Origin of the sequence: Pseudomonas sp. IT-347P (genome assembly GCF_949768005.1) — a bacterium.
Classification (GTDB): domain Bacteria; phylum Pseudomonadota; class Gammaproteobacteria; order Pseudomonadales; family Pseudomonadaceae; genus Aquipseudomonas.
This window is the reverse complement of record NZ_CATKPQ010000011.1, coordinates 702130-718245: the sequence shown is the minus strand read 5'-3', so window position 1 is coordinate 718245 and position 16116 is coordinate 702130. Positions and strand designations below refer to the sequence as shown.

At 60.6% G+C, this 16116-nt stretch carries 12 protein-coding genes; 5 read left to right on the top strand and 7 right to left on the bottom strand.

All coding sequences use genetic code 11. The features are described 5' to 3' along the window. Nucleotides 1–25: 25 nt before the first annotated feature. The 5 genes from ACM6IV_RS07100 to ACM6IV_RS07080 all read right to left on the bottom strand — a co-directional run bounded on the left by ACM6IV_RS07100 (nucleotide 26) and on the right by ACM6IV_RS07080 (nucleotide 5167). A complete protein-coding gene (locus tag ACM6IV_RS07100) occupies nucleotides 26–802 on the bottom strand; it encodes an alpha/beta fold hydrolase (protein ID WP_414869322.1) in 777 nt (258 codons plus the stop codon). A 23-nt stretch (nucleotides 803–825) separates the two neighbouring features. Further along, a complete protein-coding gene (locus ACM6IV_RS07095; protein ID WP_414869321.1) occupies nucleotides 826–1323 on the bottom strand; it encodes a cytochrome P460 family protein in 498 nt (165 codons plus the stop codon). 15 nt (nucleotides 1324–1338) lie between these two features. Continuing rightward, nucleotides 1339–2412 carry an alpha/beta fold hydrolase gene (locus ACM6IV_RS07090; RefSeq protein ID WP_414869320.1) on the bottom strand — a complete coding sequence of 358 codons (1074 nt, stop codon included), beginning with the start codon at nucleotides 2410–2412 and terminating at the stop codon, nucleotides 1339–1341. Nucleotides 2413–2468: 56 nt separating this feature from the next. Beyond that, nucleotides 2469–3833 (bottom strand): epoxide hydrolase family protein, encoded by a 1365-nt coding sequence (locus ACM6IV_RS07085; RefSeq protein ID WP_414869319.1) that lies wholly within the window; start codon nucleotides 3831–3833, stop codon nucleotides 2469–2471. A gap of 359 nt (nucleotides 3834–4192) precedes the next feature. Further along, entirely contained in the window at nucleotides 4193–5167 is a 975-nt protein-coding gene (locus tag ACM6IV_RS07080; RefSeq protein ID WP_414869318.1) for a quinone oxidoreductase family protein, read from the bottom strand. 344 nt (nucleotides 5168–5511) lie between these two features. On the opposite strand from ACM6IV_RS07080, the gene ACM6IV_RS07075 reads away from it, so the two are divergent. Genes ACM6IV_RS07075 through ACM6IV_RS07065 form a run of 3 tightly spaced genes read left to right on the top strand, consistent with a single transcriptional unit; the run spans nucleotide 5512 to nucleotide 9390 of the window. Further along, nucleotides 5512–8325 (top strand): PAS domain-containing protein, encoded by a 2814-nt coding sequence (locus ACM6IV_RS07075; protein WP_414869317.1) that lies wholly within the window; start codon nucleotides 5512–5514, stop codon nucleotides 8323–8325. Beyond that, nucleotides 8325–8723 (top strand): response regulator transcription factor, encoded by a 399-nt coding sequence (locus ACM6IV_RS07070; RefSeq protein ID WP_414869316.1) that lies wholly within the window; start codon nucleotides 8325–8327, stop codon nucleotides 8721–8723. Before ACM6IV_RS07075 ends, ACM6IV_RS07070 begins: the two co-directional genes overlap by 1 nt. A gap of 49 nt (nucleotides 8724–8772) precedes the next feature. Next, nucleotides 8773–9390, top strand: a complete 618-nt coding sequence (locus tag ACM6IV_RS07065; protein WP_414869315.1) for a response regulator transcription factor — start codon at nucleotides 8773–8775, stop codon at nucleotides 9388–9390. Nucleotides 9391–9406: 16 nt separating this feature from the next. On the opposite strand, the gene ACM6IV_RS07060 is transcribed toward ACM6IV_RS07065, so the two are convergent. Both ACM6IV_RS07060 and ACM6IV_RS07055 read right to left on the bottom strand, forming a co-directional pair. After that, on the bottom strand, nucleotides 9407–12301 hold the full coding sequence (locus ACM6IV_RS07060; protein WP_414869314.1) for an ATP-binding protein: 2895 nt from the start codon (nucleotides 12299–12301) through the stop codon (nucleotides 9407–9409). A gap of 147 nt (nucleotides 12302–12448) precedes the next feature. Continuing rightward, nucleotides 12449–13381 carry a helix-turn-helix transcriptional regulator gene (locus ACM6IV_RS07055; protein WP_414869313.1) on the bottom strand — a complete coding sequence of 311 codons (933 nt, stop codon included), beginning with the start codon at nucleotides 13379–13381 and terminating at the stop codon, nucleotides 12449–12451. A gap of 571 nt (nucleotides 13382–13952) precedes the next feature. On the opposite strand from ACM6IV_RS07055, the gene ACM6IV_RS07050 reads away from it, so the two are divergent. After that, complete coding sequence (locus tag ACM6IV_RS07050; protein WP_414869312.1) at nucleotides 13953–15302, top strand: MFS transporter; 1350 nt, start codon at nucleotides 13953–13955, stop codon at nucleotides 15300–15302. Between the two features lie 97 nt (nucleotides 15303–15399). Then, complete coding sequence (locus ACM6IV_RS07045; RefSeq protein WP_414869311.1) at nucleotides 15400–16092, top strand: fumarylacetoacetate hydrolase family protein; 693 nt, start codon at nucleotides 15400–15402, stop codon at nucleotides 16090–16092. The last annotated feature ends 24 nt before the right edge of the window (nucleotides 16093–16116 follow it).

Genomic DNA, 16116 nt, shown 5'->3' with positions numbered 1-16116 from the left:
CTGGCAGCGCTTTCTCATGGATTCATCACTTCACCACAGCGGCCTGTTCGATCAGGTGGGCCACCGCCCCCGGATGGGACACCATCACCACATGCGAGGCGCCCTTGACCACCTCCACGGCTTTCGAGGCGGCGCGTTTGGCCATGAACGCCATGGCCTGCGGCGGGATGTTCTTGTCCTTGTCGCCGTAGATGTACCAGGACGGAATATGCTTCCACGCAGGACTGCCCGACGGCTCGTTGAGCGCCGCTTCTGTCACCGGACGCTGAGTGGCGGCCATCAAGGCAGCATCGGCGGCGGGCACGTCGGCGGCGAACTGATCGTGAAACTTGTCCTGCTGTATGTACAAATCCTTGCCCCCCTCGGCCAGCGGCACGGGGGCCGCCAGCGTCGGGCCGAGCGTACTGCCGGGGAATTTTCCGGCCAGCTCGGCGACGGTTTCCCCGCTCTCAGGCGCAAAGGCACTGACGTACACCAGCGCCTTGACGTTGCTGTGATCGTTGGCAGCATCGGTGATGACGTTACCGCCGTAGGAATGGCCCACCAGCACCACAGGTGTATGAATGCTCGTCAGCAATGCCGAGATCGCTGCACCGTCGCTCTTGACGCCGCGCAACGGGTTGGCGGCGGCGACCACCGGGTAACCATCCTTCTCAAGGATTTTCACGACGCCGTTCCAGCTCGAGGCGTCGGCAAAGGCGCCGTGCACCAGCACGACCGTGGGTTTTTCAGTTTGCGCCCACGCTTGGGCACCGAGGCCGAGACTGATGGCCATGGCCAATGCGCTGAATACTTTTTTCATGTGCGGACTCCAGGGTTGAAGGATCAGGGGGCAAATCGGGTGAAGACGTAATCGTGATTGCGCACGCGTGCCTGATGACAGGCAAAGCAAGTCTGGTGTTGGGCCTCGTCGGCAGGCTTGCCATTGATAAAGCGGCCAAAGCCCCAGCCACCGGTGGCGGCATATTTTTGCGAGTCCTTGACCATCACTTGCACCGTGGTGGCAGCACCGGGGATGGACGCCGGTTCGAACTCCGGTGACTGCACGTGTTTCCAGGCAAGCTTGACCAGCACCGTGCCATCCGGAAACGGCAGGGTTGCCTGTTGATACGCCTTGACGGCCACGTCATTGCCCAGCACCGCACGCAACTCGTCCAGTGGCGCTGCTTCCTGCGCCGGCGCAATCAGCGGCCATTGCCGATAGTTGTCCGGCAGTTTCACGCCGTAGATCGGTGAAGCGTTGAGGTCGCCGGTATCGCTCAGGGCAGCTCCGCTGGCAATCAGCGCGACACCCGCAATGGCAGCCAGATAGCTGAGTTTCATCGTTGTCTCCTGCGCTTAGAGATGATCGGCATCCATTACCGCCTGAGCGAAGGCTTGCGGCGCTTCCTGCGGCAGATTGTGGCCGATACCGCCATTGATCAACCGGTACTCGTACTTGCCGGTAAAGCGCTTGGCGTACGCTTCGGCCGGTGGATGGGGCGCGCCGTTGGCATCACCTTCCAGGGTGATGGTGGGTACGGTGATGGATGGAAACGCCGCGAGTTTTTTCTCCAGTCCATCGTATTTGGCCTCGCCTTTGATCAGGCCCAGGCGCCAGCGGTAGTTGAAGATCGACACCGCGACATGATCCGGATTCTGCAACGCAGCGGCGCTGCGGTCGTAGGTGGCGTCATCGAAATTCCACTGCGGCGAGGCCAGTTTCCAGATCAGCTTGGCGAAGTCGTGGGTGTTCTTTTCATAGCCCTGACGACCACGCTCTGTCGCAAAGTAAAACTGATACCACCATTGCAGTTCGGCGGCGGGCGGCAGCGGGGCCTTGCCGGCATCCTGACTGCCGATCAGGTAACCGCTCACCGCGACCAGCGCTTTGACCCGCTCCGGCCACAGCGCAGCGACGATATCGGCCGTGCGGGCGCCCCAGTCATAGCCGCCGAGGACGGCTTGCTTGATGTGCAGCGCATCCATGAAGTCGATCAGGTCACTGGCCAGCGCGGCGGGTTGACCATTGCGTACGGTCTTGGCCGAAAGAAACCGTGTATCGCCATAGCCACGGGCATACGGCACCAACACCCGATAACCCTGCTGCGCCAGCGCCGGGGCAACGTCGCTGTAACTGTGAATATCGTAGGGCCAGCCGTGCAGCAGGATGACCACGGGGCCGTCGGCGGGACCGAGTTCGGCATAGGCAACATCCAGCAGTCCGGCCTTGACGTGCTTCAGAGGCCCAAATGAAACGTGGCTGCCGGGCGTAATGGCGCTAATTTTGCCGGCCGGCACTTCTGCGGCGTTGACAGAGGAGAACGGCATACTCAGTACACCGACTTGCAGCAAGGCGATGGCCAGAATGGATCGAGCGAGCAGGCGCCGATGGCCGAGGTTCGTGAAGCGGTTCAACACGATCTTGTTCATGGTGAGTCTCCATTGAGAGCCGTCCGTTAGCGGCGCGGCCGTAAGTGCGAAGCGTTTTATCGGGTGGCGGTGGTGCTTGCAGCCGTGCGCAGCGGACGGAATGCCGCGCGCAATTCCTCACTGAACAGTTGCGGCTGTTCCCACGCCGCGAAGTGGCCACCCTTGCTGACTTCACTGAAATACGAGAGCGACGGATAGGCACGCTGCGCCCACACTTTCGGGGCACGGTAGATTTCATGCGGGAACACGGTGATTGCCACGGGCACCTTGATGTCGGCGGTCTTTTGCGCGGCGGCGCTGAAATTATTGTTGTTGTTCTCCCAATAGAATCGGGACGACGACGCACCGCTGTCGGTCAGCCAGTACAGACTGATGTCATCGAGCATTTCATCGCGGCTCAGGACACGCTCGGGATGACCGTCACTGTCCGTCCATGCGGCAAATTTTTCATACATCCAGGCTGCCGTGCCCGCCGGGGAGTCGGCCAGCAGGTAGCCAATGGTCTGTGGCCGCGTCACCATCATGGCGCCGTACGCAGCATTGCGGCCGAAAAACGTGCTGAGCGCGTTGTAGGCAGTTTGCTCCGGCGCGGTCAGCCCGGCCGGTGCCGGATCGCCGCTGTTGATCGGTTTGACCAGTTCCGGTGGCACCGTGGCCGGCATGTTCAAATGAATACCGAGCAACCCCGGTGGTGACAGACGCCCGAGCGCGTCGGAAATCACCGACCCATGGTCGCCGCCCTGCGACACGTAATGGCTGTAACCCAGGCGCTTCATCAGCACGTCCCACGCTTTCGCCACCCGATCAGGTCCCCAGCCAGTCCCGGTCGGCTTGCCGGAAAAGCCATGGCCGGGAATCGACGGAATCACCACATCGAAGGCATCTTCGGCGCGGCCGCCATAAGCGCTCGGGTCGGTCAACGGGCCGATGGTCTTGAGAAACTCGAACTGCGAACCCGGCCAGCCATGGGTCAGGATCAGCGGCATGGCGTTGGGGTTAGAGGAGCGAACGTGGATAAACTGAATATCAACGCCATCGATCGTGGTCACGAACTCTGGCAAGGCATTGAGTTTCGCCTCCGCTTTGCGCCAGTCATAACCGTTGCCCCAATACTTCACCAGCGCCTGCACTTGAGCCAGCTGCACGCCTTGTGAACCGTCGTTGACCGTTTCCTTGTCAGGCCAGCGGGTGTCCATGATTCGCTTGCGCAGGTCGGCCAATTGCGCCTCATCGACATGAATGCGATAGGGCCGGATCGCCTGCGACTGCACCGCCGTGACCGTGGCAGAAGGCTGTTCGGGCGCCGCGTCGGCAGCCCACACGCCGCTGCCGACAGTCAGCAAGGCGAGCCCCAGCATGCCTGCACTGATGGACGTCGCCAGGTGTTGGCGGCCGATGGAAAAAGACGATAGCGCAAGCATGATGAAGCTCCTTTCAAAAGATGGCCTGTCTTGGCGCCAGTCCAGGCTCTGTCGTCTGCGGCGCAGGACTGATGCCAACCGATCAAATCACTCGTAGGTTGCGGGCGCGATTACACGATGGTGTCGGTCGATACCTTGGTATGACGGCCAGACGGCCCCAGCAGAATTTCCCACCCGAATTGCGCGACGATTACCGGGCCACATGCCCCGTCATTGGCTTGCACAGCGACGCCCTGACGGCGCTGCGGGTCGCGGTGAAGGCAAGCATTCGTCTGCCTGCCGCATACATTGAAATGACATTGAGGGTTACCAGTTCATGACGACACCTGCGTGCTTGAGTGATTGGATGTGCGGACGTTTCACGCCTGCCAAGGCTGGATAATCAGCTTGCCGCTGGTGTTTCGAGACTCGATATCGCGATGAGCCTGGACCACGTCTTCAAGCGCATAACGCTTGCCGATCAGCGTTTTCAACTTGCCTGAACCTGCCCAGGCGAACAGTTGCCGGGAATGCGCCAGCAACGCCTCTCGGGTACGCACGTAATGCATCACCGAGGGGTACGTCAGCTTGATACTGCGCGGCAGGGAAAAAACATCGATCGGGTCGATCGGATTCATGAACGGCCCGTAGAGCGCCAGCGTGCCGAAGTAATCCAGCAGGCTCAGTGATTCGCTGAAACCTTCCGCCCCCGTGCCGTCATACACCACATTCACAAGTTGGCCCCCGGTCAGACGCAGCACCTGGCTGGCAATATGGCTGGCGCGTCCGATCACCACATAATCGGCGCCTGCGGCCAAAACCGTGTCGACCTTGTCGGCTTGCGAAACGCGACCGATGACCTTGCCGCCACGCAGTTTGATCATCTGCGTCAGCAGCAGCCCCACCCCACCCGCCGCGGCATGGACCAACGCGACGTCACCGGGTTTGATGGCATGAACCATGTCCACCAGGTTGCTCGCCGTCAGGCCTTGCATCATCAGGCTGGCGGCGGTGTCGAAGTCGATGCCGTCGGGCAGCGGCACCAATTGGTTGACCGGTGCAATGACTTGTTCGGCGTAACTGCCGGGAACGTAGTGCCACGCAACCCGATCGCCCGGCTGGACCGTCTCCACGTCGGGGCCGATCGCCATGACCACCCCGGCGCCCTCCACGCCCGGTGTCATTGGCAACGACCAGGCCGCCCCCAGACCGCGGCGTGCGCCGGTGTCCATAAAATTGATACCGGCGGCCATGACCCGGATCAAGGCTTGACCGGGCCCGGGCGCTGCCAGGTGAATGTCTTGCACCGTCATGACGTCGGGGCCGCCAAAAGCCTGCATTAGCACTGCTTTCATGATGATCTAACCTGCTGAGTGGACGGACTGCCCTGAGCCAGGACGCGTGCGTCACATCAAAGTCATTCAATCGTCGAGTGACGTTGAAACCGGAGTCCATGCTGGCGGCGGCGTGTATCCGGGCGGTTTCGAAAACACCGGCGTTTGCATGCTGATGTAACCGGGCGCGCGCTGGATACATTGGCTTACAACGGTGCGAACGAATCGTTTGTCCAACAGCAAATGCATTGATTGGCGGGGGTCAATCAGGGGGATATTCGCCCTGACCGACACCAAAGTATGATGGGCGAGCGCGGCGCGAAGGCGCATCTTGGTTCACTGGCGACAGCACAATGAGAATCGGTATGGCGAATGACCTCAAGCGCATTCTGGATGCGCTGCCGGGTGTGGTTTTCACCGCACGGGCCGATGGTTGCGTCGATTATGTCAATCAGCAATGGCACGCCTGCACCGGACGCGAAGCCCTGGCAGACGCGTGGCTGTCGGCCGTTCACCCTGACGACCGTTCGGGGTTGCTTGAACGCTTGCAAGGCAATCCGGATCAGGGCTCACCCACGCAAAGTTATGCTCGCCTGCTGCGCGCCGATGGCAGCTACTGCCAGTTCGCTTGGCGATTCTCTGCCATGGATGATCACCCGCACGGCCAAAGCAAATGGTGTGTGATGGGCAGCGCTGTCGAGTCACCGCACAGTGCTGATTCAGGTAAGGCCCTGGACGTCAGTTCGATCATCGACAGCATCCCGGCAATGGTCGCGTTCATGACGCCCTGCGGCGAACTGGAACAGGTCAACCGCCAGATCGTCGATTACATTGGCAGCCCCCTTGAGGTGCTCAAGCACTGGGCCGCCAGCGACACCGTTCACCCGGATGACCTGCCATCGGTGATCGCGGCCTGGACGCATTCGGTGGCGACCGGTGAACCCTATGGCTGCGAGCATCGCATCCGTCGCGCCGATGGCGTCTATCGCTGGTTCCATGTGCGCGGTCTTCCGATCAGGGACACTGAAGGCACAATCACCCGCTGGTGCGTCTTACAGGTCGATATCGAAGAACGTCGGCGCGACAAGGCGCTGATCGCCGAAACCCTCGCCGAGGTCACTGCGTCGGAAGATCGTCTGCGCAATATTATTGATGCCGTCCCCGGATTTGTCTGGAGCGCCTCGCCAGAAGGCTGCGTCGGCTTCGTCAATCAACGCTGGTGCGATTACACCGGCATGACCCTCAGCCAGGCCTGCGGTGACGGCTGGACCGCCTCGATCCATCCTGACGATCAGGCCAGCCTTGAGACCTACTGGCGCGGGCTTCTGCGTTCGGGCTGCGCCGGTGAATACGAAGCTCGTCTGCGGCGTTTTGACGGTGCTTATCGCTGGTTCCTGATCAGGGCCGTGCCACAGCGCGATGAGGCTGGCCGGCTACTGCGCTGGTACGGCGAGAACACCGACATCGAAGACCGCAAACGCGCAGAAATATTACTGGACGGCGAAAAACGCCTGCTCGGCCTGATGGCGGGAGGTTCCTCCCTGCCGGTGATCCTGCAAACGCTTTGCGGGTTGGTAGAGGTTTTTCTTGATCGTTGCGTGGCCAGCGTGGTGCTGGTCGACCACACACGCTCAGACGCTGCAGCACAAGCGTCGCTGCGTTTGCATGCGGGTGCGACTGGCAACATGCCGAGCGAATTGATCCCGGCAGCGAACGACAAACCGCTCAATCCTGAGCGTTGCCCCATCGTCTCGGCCGCCGCGTTCAATACGTCGATCATTGCCAACGACCTCTCGCGGGAAACACGTTGGCCGGGCTGGTGCTCGCTGGCTTTGTCCCAAGGCTTCAGCGGCACCTGGTCGATCCCGATCGCCTCCAACAGCGGCACGCTCACCGGTGTCCTGACGGTCCTGCATCGGGAGAGCAAAGCGCTCGGTGCCGATCAACAGGCGCTCATCGCACAATTCACGCATCTGGCCAGCATCGCCATCGATCGTGTGCGCGCCGAAGCCGCGTTGAAGCAAAGCGAGGCGTTTCTGGCCAAGGCCCAGCGCTTGAGCGCCACAGGTACATTTTCATGGTGCGTCAACACGGACGAAATGACCTGGTCCGATGAGGTCTTGCGCATCCTTGAGCTGGATCCGGGCACGCCGCCAGGATTCGATGCGATTTACCGCCGCATGCATCCGGATGACCTGTCGAGCCATCGGGAAATGATCCGTCGCCAACGCCGCAAGGGCGGTGACTTCGAACACGAGTACCGGCTGTTGATGCCGGAAGGAGCGGTGAAACACGTACGTCTGGTGGCGCACTCGATCAGGCACCCGGAAAAAGGCCTCGAATACATCGCGGCACTGCAGGACATCACGGCGCGGCGGCTCGCCGAAGAAGTTCTGCACAAAGCGCGCGCCGAGCTGACGCACCTGGCCCGGGTGGCAAGCCTGGGTGCAGTCACCGCTTCGATTGCCCATGAGGTCAACCAGCCGCTGGCCGGAATCATCACCAATGCCAGTACCTGCTTGCGCATGCTCGGGGCCGATCCGCCCAATGTGACGGGCGCCCTGGAGACGGCACGACGCACGATCCGCGACGGCAATCGCGCCGCCGATGTGATCAACCGGTTGCGCGCGTTGTTCTCGAAAAAAGACATCACCCTTGAGGATGTCGACCTTAACGAAGCGGCGCGGGAGGTGATCGCCATGTTGCTGGGGGAATTGCAGCGCAACGGTGTCGCTCTGCACCCGCAATTTGCCGAACCGTTACCGAAAGTCAGGGGGGACCGGGTACAGCTGCAACAGGTGATTTTCAACTTGATCATGAATGCCGCGGAAGCCATGAACACCCTCACTGGCCGCGCACGAAACATGCAGGTCAGCACCGCTGTGACTGATGGGCAAAGCGTCATGTTGGCCGTCACCGACAGCGGAAACGGCGTCGACCCACAGGACCTCGAACGCATTTTCAACGCGTTCTACACCACCAAAAGTGCCGGCATGGGTATTGGCTTGTCGATCAGCCGATCCATTATTGAACGTCACGACGGCAAGCTGTGGGCCTGCGCCAACGACGGACCAGGGACCACGTTCCGGTTTTCCATTCCGCACCTCAACGAGGACGCCATCGAACAACCGGCCTTCCCTGCAACGGCGAATGACCGCCAGGCCATGGAGAGCAACTGATGGACACTCCCCTACTCGTATCGGTCGTCGACGACGACGAGTCAGTACGCGAAGCGTTGCCGGACCTGATCAGAGAATTCGGATTCGCCGTCCAGGCGTTCGCCTCGGCACAGGAATACCTCTGCTCTGCTTACATCAACAGCACCGACTGCCTGATTCTGGACGTGGCCATGCCGGGAATGTCGGGGCCGGATCTGCTCAGGGCATTGCGACTTCGTGGTCACGCCACGCCGGTCATCTTCATCACCGCCCACGGCGATGACCGCGAGCAAGCGCAACTGAAACACTGTGGCGCGGTGGAATGTCTGCTCAAGCCGTTCAGCGAAACAGCGCTGATCAAGGCGTTGAGTACGGCACTGCCGCTCGATCACCCGGACACCGAAGACGCAAGGAGCTGAACAGTTGAACATGCCCAACGTCCTGGTTGCGGAAAACGGAGCATCACTGATGAACGATGTCATGCCTGTCGTATTCGTCGTGGACGACGACATTTCCGTGCGCGAGTCGCTGGAACTGCTGATCCGCTTCGCCGGCTGGCAGCCACGACTGTTCGAGTCGGCGCAGGCTTTTCTCGACGAGCCACGGCCACACGCCCCCAGTTGCCTGGTGCTGGACATCAACCTGCCGGATCTCAACGGCCTGGACTTGCAGCGCTCTATTGCCACCGCCCGGCACACCCTGCCCATCATTTTCATCACGGGTTACGGTGATATTCCGTTGACCGTGAGAGCACTGAAGGCCGGCGCAGTGGAGTTTCTGACCAAGCCGTTCAACGATGAGGTGTTGCTCGAAGCCATGACCGAGGCGCTGCAGGGCAGTCGTGCCGCCCTTGCAGAGGAGCAACAGCTGGATTCGCTGCGACAGACCTACCGAACCCTGACGCCGCGCGAGCAAGAGATTATGGCGTCGGTGGTCAGGGGGCGCCTGAACAAGCTGATCGCCGCTGATCTCAATATCAGCGAGATCACCGTCAAGGCGCATCGCGGCAAAGTCATGCGCAAGATGAAAGCGCGCTCACTGGCGGAGCTGGTGAAAATGGCTGCCTTGATCACGGACCCGGACTGACGGGGTCACACGCGAGTCATGAGCTTTCCTGAACACTGTGCCAAAGCGCTTGCAGTCGGCGCACATCAAGCGTGTCGAAACCTTCCGATAACCCCTCGCGGCAGTTTCCGAGCAACGTTATTGCCCGCTCGCGATCCCCGTGCTCAAGCGACAATCGGGCCAGATCCATTGATGTGCGTACTTCCCAGGCCCACGCGCCCTGCGCTCGGCTCAGGGCGAGTGACTCTTCGAGGCTGACCGTCGCCGCACGAATGTCCTTCTCATCACTGGCCTTGAGGGTGCCGGCCCTGATCCGCAACAACTCCGGCAGGGCGAAGGCGTCACCGCTGGCACGGCAGTGGCGGATTGTGCCGTTCACGACCTCCATGGCCTTTATGTGTTGCCCGTTGAGCATCAAGCCTTCTGCCAGGGCAATTTCGAATGACGTAGTGAGCAGCTCGTAACGCATGCCGTGCAGGCGCGTCAGACTCTCTTCGAGCACGGCGACCGCGTTACCCGGTTGTTCGGCGCGTATGGCGATCATTGCGCGGAAGCCGTGCGCCGCAGCGATATATGGCGCCAGCGCATTGGATTCAGCGGTTACGCTGAACTGTTCAAGGCTGGCCAGCGCTTTGTGCAAATCGCCCGTCCAGATGTAAATGCACAGAATCCACACCATCGCGATGCAATACGTGACCGAATGCTGGAGTGCCAAGGCTTCTCTCTCTATCTGCTGCGCCCAGTCTCGTGCCTGATCCGCAAACCCCTGCAGCCAGAGCGTGCGAGCCAATGCCAGGCCCGTACGATTACGGTGGTCGAAACCGTAGTAAATCGTGCCGCTGCGTTTTGACGGCAAGCTGTCGCGCAATGAACGTTCCAACTGCTGGCGGGCCAGCGGCTGGTTGCCCAGCAGATGATGGGAAATGCCGAGAAGTGAAGAGGCAATGGCACTGGCTTCGGGCCTGTTCAGCACAACACCGACTTCACCGGCGCGTTCCGCCCACATCAGCGATGAGGCGAAATCGCCAATACGTTCGTAGAAGATCTGCAGCCGCCCGAGCAATCTCAGCTGTGACCAGTAGTCCCCTGCGGCAGTCGCGATGTCGAGCGCCCTGAGCAAGGCTTTTTCTGCGGACGCGCTGTTGCCACGGGTGAACATCAGCACCAGACCAAGTGCCGCCTGCAATTCCATTTCAGTCGACGTGCCGAAATACCCTAGCTCAAGTAATTCCGCGGCCCGCGAGCACCAGGTGCGGCACTCCACCAGCAACGAAAAATGCAAAAACAATGCAGCGCTTGCTGCGGCCAGAGGCAGCGCCAACCCCGGGTCCCCCTCAGGGCCGAAACTCCATTCCAGCGCACTTCGCACGTTGCCCAACTGACTGGCAAGACGCGCCGACCGCAGAAAAATTTCATTGGGCGATGTGCCTAGATGCCCCAGCAGATCCATATAAAAGGCCGCATGCCGGAACGCCAGCGCGTTGCACTCGGCATCGCCTCGAACCATCAGCTTTTCACGGGTATAAGCACGGGTCATTTCCAGCAGGCGGTAGGTCCACGTCGAGTCGCTGTGATCGATGGCGACCAGGCCCTTGCACACCAACTCGTCAAGCATTGCCGCTGCGACGGCCGCGTCGATCTGCTCATCGGCAATGACCTGCGAAACCGCTTCCTGGGAAAACGGCCCGACAAACACCGAAAAACGTTCCAGGGCCAGCCGTTCCAGCGGTGACAGCAGTTCATAGCTCCAATCGAGCATCGCGCGCAAAGTCTGATGCCGTGGTAACGCCGTTCTTCGTCCCGACCAGCCCAGCGAGAAACGCTCGCCGAGCAATGCGTGAGTCGATTTCAGGCCATGGCTGGCGACGCGCATCGCCGCCAGCTCGATCGGCAACGCCATGCCTTCCAGACGCAAGCACATGTCGGCAATCAGCTGCGCATCAGCGGCGTCGGGCAGCCATGCCGCGTTACCCGATGACGCGCGTTCGATAAACAACCTGATCGCGGCAAACTCCAGAAGCTCAGCGATTTGCAGACGCTGCGGTTCACGGGGAAATGCCAGCGGGTTGAGCCAGTGAACGTATTCGCCACGGGCCCGCAACGGTTCGCGGCTGGTGGCCAGAACGCCGACATTGGGCGCCGCCTCACTGATTTCCTCAACCATCGCGGACACTGCGTCGATCACATGCTCGCAATTGTCGATGACCAGCAACAGCCGCTGCGTACGCAGGTGCGCGAGCAGTACAAACAGCGAATCTTCGGCCTGAACCGGGATCTCCAGCGACCTGGCCAGCGCCGACAGCACCAGCGCAGGGTCTTCCACCTGAGCCAGGTCGACGAAGCGCACCGTCTGGTAGCCTTGTGCGGCGGTGCGGTGCGCGACCTCGATGGCCAGACTGGTCTTGCCCACGCCGCCGGGGCCGACGAGGGTGAACAGCTTGGGCTGTAGCATATGCTCGACGACCAATTGCAGGTCGCTTTCGCGTCCGATCAGCTTCGCACGCGCCGGCAGGCTGCACCGTGGTTCGTCAGCCCTGCTGTCGGCAGGCGCCATCGCCACCGACGCGGATTGAAACCTGACCTGTTTCTTTTCCAGCGCCGCCACGAACGCATAACCCACCCCTACCTGGGTGGCGATATAGCGCGCATGCTCGTCGCCATCGCCCAGTATCCGCCGCAATCCGGTCATGTGAAAACGCAGACTGCCCTCCTCAACGATGCTGTCGGGCCAGACTTGCTTGATCAGTTCGTTCTTGGCAATCACCCGCCCCGGTTGTTCCAGCAGCGCGATCAACAGATCCAGGGCCCGTCCGCCAATCTCGACAGGCCGGCCATTTTTCTCCAGCTGTCTTTTCGCGGGAACGACACAGAACGGGCCGAACACGAATTGGGTGGTGAGTGACCCGGGCAAGTTGTCCGCAAAAGGCTCCACGCAATCACTCTCACAAAAACGAAGGGGTGTACTCACAGGAAAATTCCTGCGTGCCAGCCTCGTATCATAGTTTTTTTGCGCGATCCTTCAAGGCTCCGGCGCCATCGGCTCAGCGCTGCGCCATGCGCTGTCTGCCGCGACGTCAGCTCAGGTATTCAAGGGTGTTTGCGGCGTATCCGGATTGAGCTGTCGGCGGCGGAATTGTCCTGGTGGCTGGCCGTGAATCTGCCGAAAGCGTCGAGAGAAATACGCCTCGTCAGCGAAGCCGCACAATCGCGCCACCTCGCCCACCGAGCGCGTGCTGTTGAGCAGGAAATTGCGCGCCGCGTGCATCCTGCGTTCGAGCACCAGTTCGGTGAAGGTCTTGCCGATCTCCTTGCGCAACCAGTGCGTCAGATAGGTCGGTGACAGGTACGTGGCGGCCGCCACCTTGATCAGGTTGAGATCGGGGTCGGCGATGTTCTTGCGCAAGTACTCGAACATGCGGCCCAGGGCATCGCGGCGGCTGACCTCGGCGGCATTCTCTTCGGCCAGACGCTTGAGTGGTTCGGCGTACAGGAAACAGACGCTGCCGATCAGTTGCAGCAACAAACCCTTGAGCATCTCGCGCGTACCAAACTGACGATTCTCGTCCAGCCTGCGCATCTGCTCGATCAAGGCGCAGACCTGGTTGAAATCTTCATCGCCGAGAATGAAATCCAGATGTTCCTGAAAACGGAATGGCGACAATTCCGGCGCGAGCAGAATCGACACTTCTTCCAGGTCCATCGGGTCGCACTGCAAATGCGGCAACAGGAAGGTCTGGGAAAAATTGATCACCATGAAATTGCTGTCCGCTGGATGTGGGATCACGTGCACCCGGTGCGGCAGGATAAAGGCCAGGGTGTTGCGCGGAAATGCCCGCTCGACGTTGCCGATGTGCTGCACGGTGTCGCCGCCGAGGTTGATCTGAATCTGGAAATACTCGTGCCGATGAGGACTGGTCTCGGCGCGTCGGCCCTTTTTGTCGCGGATATAGAAGTCGGTCAATTCGCTGCGCTGCTGCATGACATAGGTAGGAATGCGGTGCTGAGACGACATCTGTTGAGCATCCTCGACAGGTACATGGGCCGTGAAAATCTGCCTGTCATCTTGCAGGCATGCCAATAACCGATCAAGGAGTCATACGACGACTATTGCTTGATGTGAATTTTCCTGTTGGGCGATGGCATTGGGCCTGTCCAAAAACACAGAAAACCATACGAAGTAATTTTACGTTACTTATCAATAGATTAAGTGGTACTCCTGAATAATTCGTGAGGTTCTTATCAATTGATTTTTTTGGACAGGTTTATCAAAGCCCTTCCCGTCCAGAAAAAACGATCTAACACCTTGGTTGATTCCGCGAAGTTGTACGACCACTGTTGTAATCAACGCAGCCCAGCCTCTTCCAAAAACAATCAAGGTGCGCACGTCATGACCCAGTTATTTCCCCTCGCCGAACCGCCCGACCTCTCCCGCATCACGCCTGCTGGAAGACGTACCTGAACGTCTGACACGGCTCGCTTGCACCCTTCGTTTCAGTGTCGATCGCCATGCCCCGATCATCGCGGGCGACGCCTTCGGCTGCGCAAAAACATCTCGATTCTTCTAACAATAACGAGGTCTGTTCATGTCCAATTCACATGCTTCCCAAGCCACCGTACCGCCCGAGATAGCCGGCAGCCGCGACGCCGTCCTGGGGCAACGCCTGCCCTCGCGGCGACGCTGGTTCATGCTTTCGTTGCTGCTGATTGCGACGATCATCAACTACATCGACCGGGTCAACATCTCGATTGCCGCGCCGTTCATGGCCAAGGATCTGGGGCTGGACAAGATCGAAATGGGCCTGATTTTCTCGGCGTTCGCCTGGACGTACGCGCTGGCCCTGGTACCCGCCGGGTTTATCGCCGACCGCTTCGGCTCCCGCTTCACTTACGGGGTGTCGCTGATCAGTTGGTCGACAGTGACCGTGTGCCAGGGCTTTGCCACGGGGTTTGCCTCATTGTTCGGCTTGCGGCTGGCGGTCGGTGCCATGGAAGCACCGGCATTCCCGGCCAACAGCCGCGCGGTCACCGTGTGGTTCCCGGCGCGGGAACGCGGTCTGGCCAGCAGCATCTACGTCTGCGGGCAATACCTGGGGACGGCACTGTTTACCGGCGCCCTGCTCTGGCTGGCAACCACGTTTGACTGGCGCCACGTGTTCTATAGCACCGGCCTGCTCGGTATCGTCTTCGGGGTGTTGTGGCTGTACCTGTATCGCGATCCGTTGAACTGCAAGAAAGTCAGCAAAGAAGAATTGAAGTACATCGAAGCCGGCGGCGGTCTGGTCAAAAGCAGTCAGGAACGCACCCGCTTCAACTGGCGACAAATCGCCGAACTGTTCAGCTACCGGCAGATCTGGGCGATTTGCATCGGCAAGTTCGCCAGCACCTCGGCGCTGTACTTCTTCCTGACCTGGTTCCCCACCTACCTGATCGAAGAGCGCAAGCTGACCATGATCAAGGCCGGGATCTTTGCTGTGCTGCCCTTTGTGGGCGCGACGGTCGGCATCCTGCTCGCTGGTATCGTTTCCGACCTGTTGATCCGTCGTGGCTACTCGATGTCGTTTGCCCGCAAGTTGCCACTGGTGGTCGGTTCGATGCTCGGCATGTCCATCGTGCTGGTGAATTTCACCGACTCGAACACGATCTGCATCGCCGTACTGACCATCGCCTTCTTCGCCCAGGGCATCGCGTCGTCTTCGTGGGCGGCGGTGTCGGAAGTGGCGCCCAAGGAACTGATCGGCCTGACCGGCGGGATCACCAGCCTGGCGGCGAACATTGGCGGCATTGTCACGCCGATCGTGATTGGCGCCATTGTGCATGCCACCGGTTCCTTCGCCTGGGCCTTCTGGTTCATTGGCGGCGTGGCGCTGATTGGCACCCTCTCCTATTCGCTGTTGCTTGGCCGCTTGTACCGCATCGAGTTGAAGGTGCGCTGAGCCAATACCACCGTTTTCTCCAACCAGAGGCGGCTTTCGTCCAACTTCACCAACGATTGCCGCCGTACGCTGACGCTACAAAAGGACAAACAACAGGATGAACATGACTGAATACGTCTTCACCCCGGACCTGCCCGTGACCTTGCCCGTGGTCGGCAGTGCGCAACGCTTTCCCGTCGGCCGGGTGTTTTGTGTCGGTCGCAACTACCCCTGGCCTGACGCCGTCGGCCAGTCGCGCCAGCCGCCGGTGTTTTTCATGAAGCCGGCGAGCAACGTCGTCGATGCCGTCGGTGAGGTGGCATTCCCCTCACTGACCGAAGACTTTGCGCACGAGATCGAACTGGTGGTGGCCATCGGTGAAGGCGGCGCCGATATTCCCGAAAGCGAGGCGCTGGCCTATGTCTGGGGCTACGCCGCCGGGCTCGACCTGACCCGTCGTGATGTACAGCGCGCGGCCAAGAGCAACGGTCTGCCGTGGGAAGGTGCCAAGGTGTTTGACGGCGCCGCGCCGATGACGGCGATTGTCCCGGTGACCCGCGCCGGCCATCCCGAGGGGGAATTGTGGCTGAACGTCAACGGCCAGGAGCGTCAGCGCGACAGTCTCGACAGCCAGATCTGGTCGGTCGCTGAAGTGATCAGCCGGATCTCCCGCTCCGTGGCACTCAGGGCCGGTGACCTGATCATGACCGGCAGCCCGGCCGGCGTTGACGGGCTGCAACCCGGCGACGTGATCAACGCCGGCATCGACGGTATCGGCCAACTGGAAATGCGCGTCGGCCCCAAGCCGTGAACGCCCTGCACGCCGCAGCGATTT

What these genes read in the sequence shown, in the direction of transcription:
- ACM6IV_RS07100 (WP_414869322.1), bottom strand. Translation starts at nt 802, where the DNA reads ATGAAAAAAGTATTCAGCGCATTGGCCATGGCCATCAGTCTCGGCCTC.
- ACM6IV_RS07095 (WP_414869321.1), bottom strand. Translation starts at nt 1,323, where the DNA reads ATGAAACTCAGCTATCTGGCTGCCATTGCGGGTGTCGCGCTGATTGCC.
- ACM6IV_RS07090 (WP_414869320.1), bottom strand. Translation starts at nt 2,412, where the DNA reads ATGAACAAGATCGTGTTGAACCGCTTCACGAACCTCGGCCATCGGCGC.
- ACM6IV_RS07085 (WP_414869319.1), bottom strand. Translation starts at nt 3,833, where the DNA reads ATGCTTGCGCTATCGTCTTTTTCCATCGGCCGCCAACACCTGGCGACG.
- ACM6IV_RS07080 (WP_414869318.1), bottom strand. Translation starts at nt 5,167, where the DNA reads ATGAAAGCAGTGCTAATGCAGGCTTTTGGCGGCCCCGACGTCATGACG.
- ACM6IV_RS07075 (WP_414869317.1), top strand. Translation starts at nt 5,512, where the DNA reads ATGGCGAATGACCTCAAGCGCATTCTGGATGCGCTGCCGGGTGTGGTT.
- ACM6IV_RS07070 (WP_414869316.1), top strand. Translation starts at nt 8,325, where the DNA reads ATGGACACTCCCCTACTCGTATCGGTCGTCGACGACGACGAGTCAGTA.
- ACM6IV_RS07065 (WP_414869315.1), top strand. Translation starts at nt 8,773, where the DNA reads ATGAACGATGTCATGCCTGTCGTATTCGTCGTGGACGACGACATTTCC.
- ACM6IV_RS07055 (WP_414869313.1), bottom strand. Translation starts at nt 13,381, where the DNA reads ATGTCGTCTCAGCACCGCATTCCTACCTATGTCATGCAGCAGCGCAGC.
- ACM6IV_RS07050 (WP_414869312.1), top strand. Translation starts at nt 13,953, where the DNA reads ATGTCCAATTCACATGCTTCCCAAGCCACCGTACCGCCCGAGATAGCC.
- ACM6IV_RS07045 (WP_414869311.1), top strand. Translation starts at nt 15,400, where the DNA reads ATGAACATGACTGAATACGTCTTCACCCCGGACCTGCCCGTGACCTTG.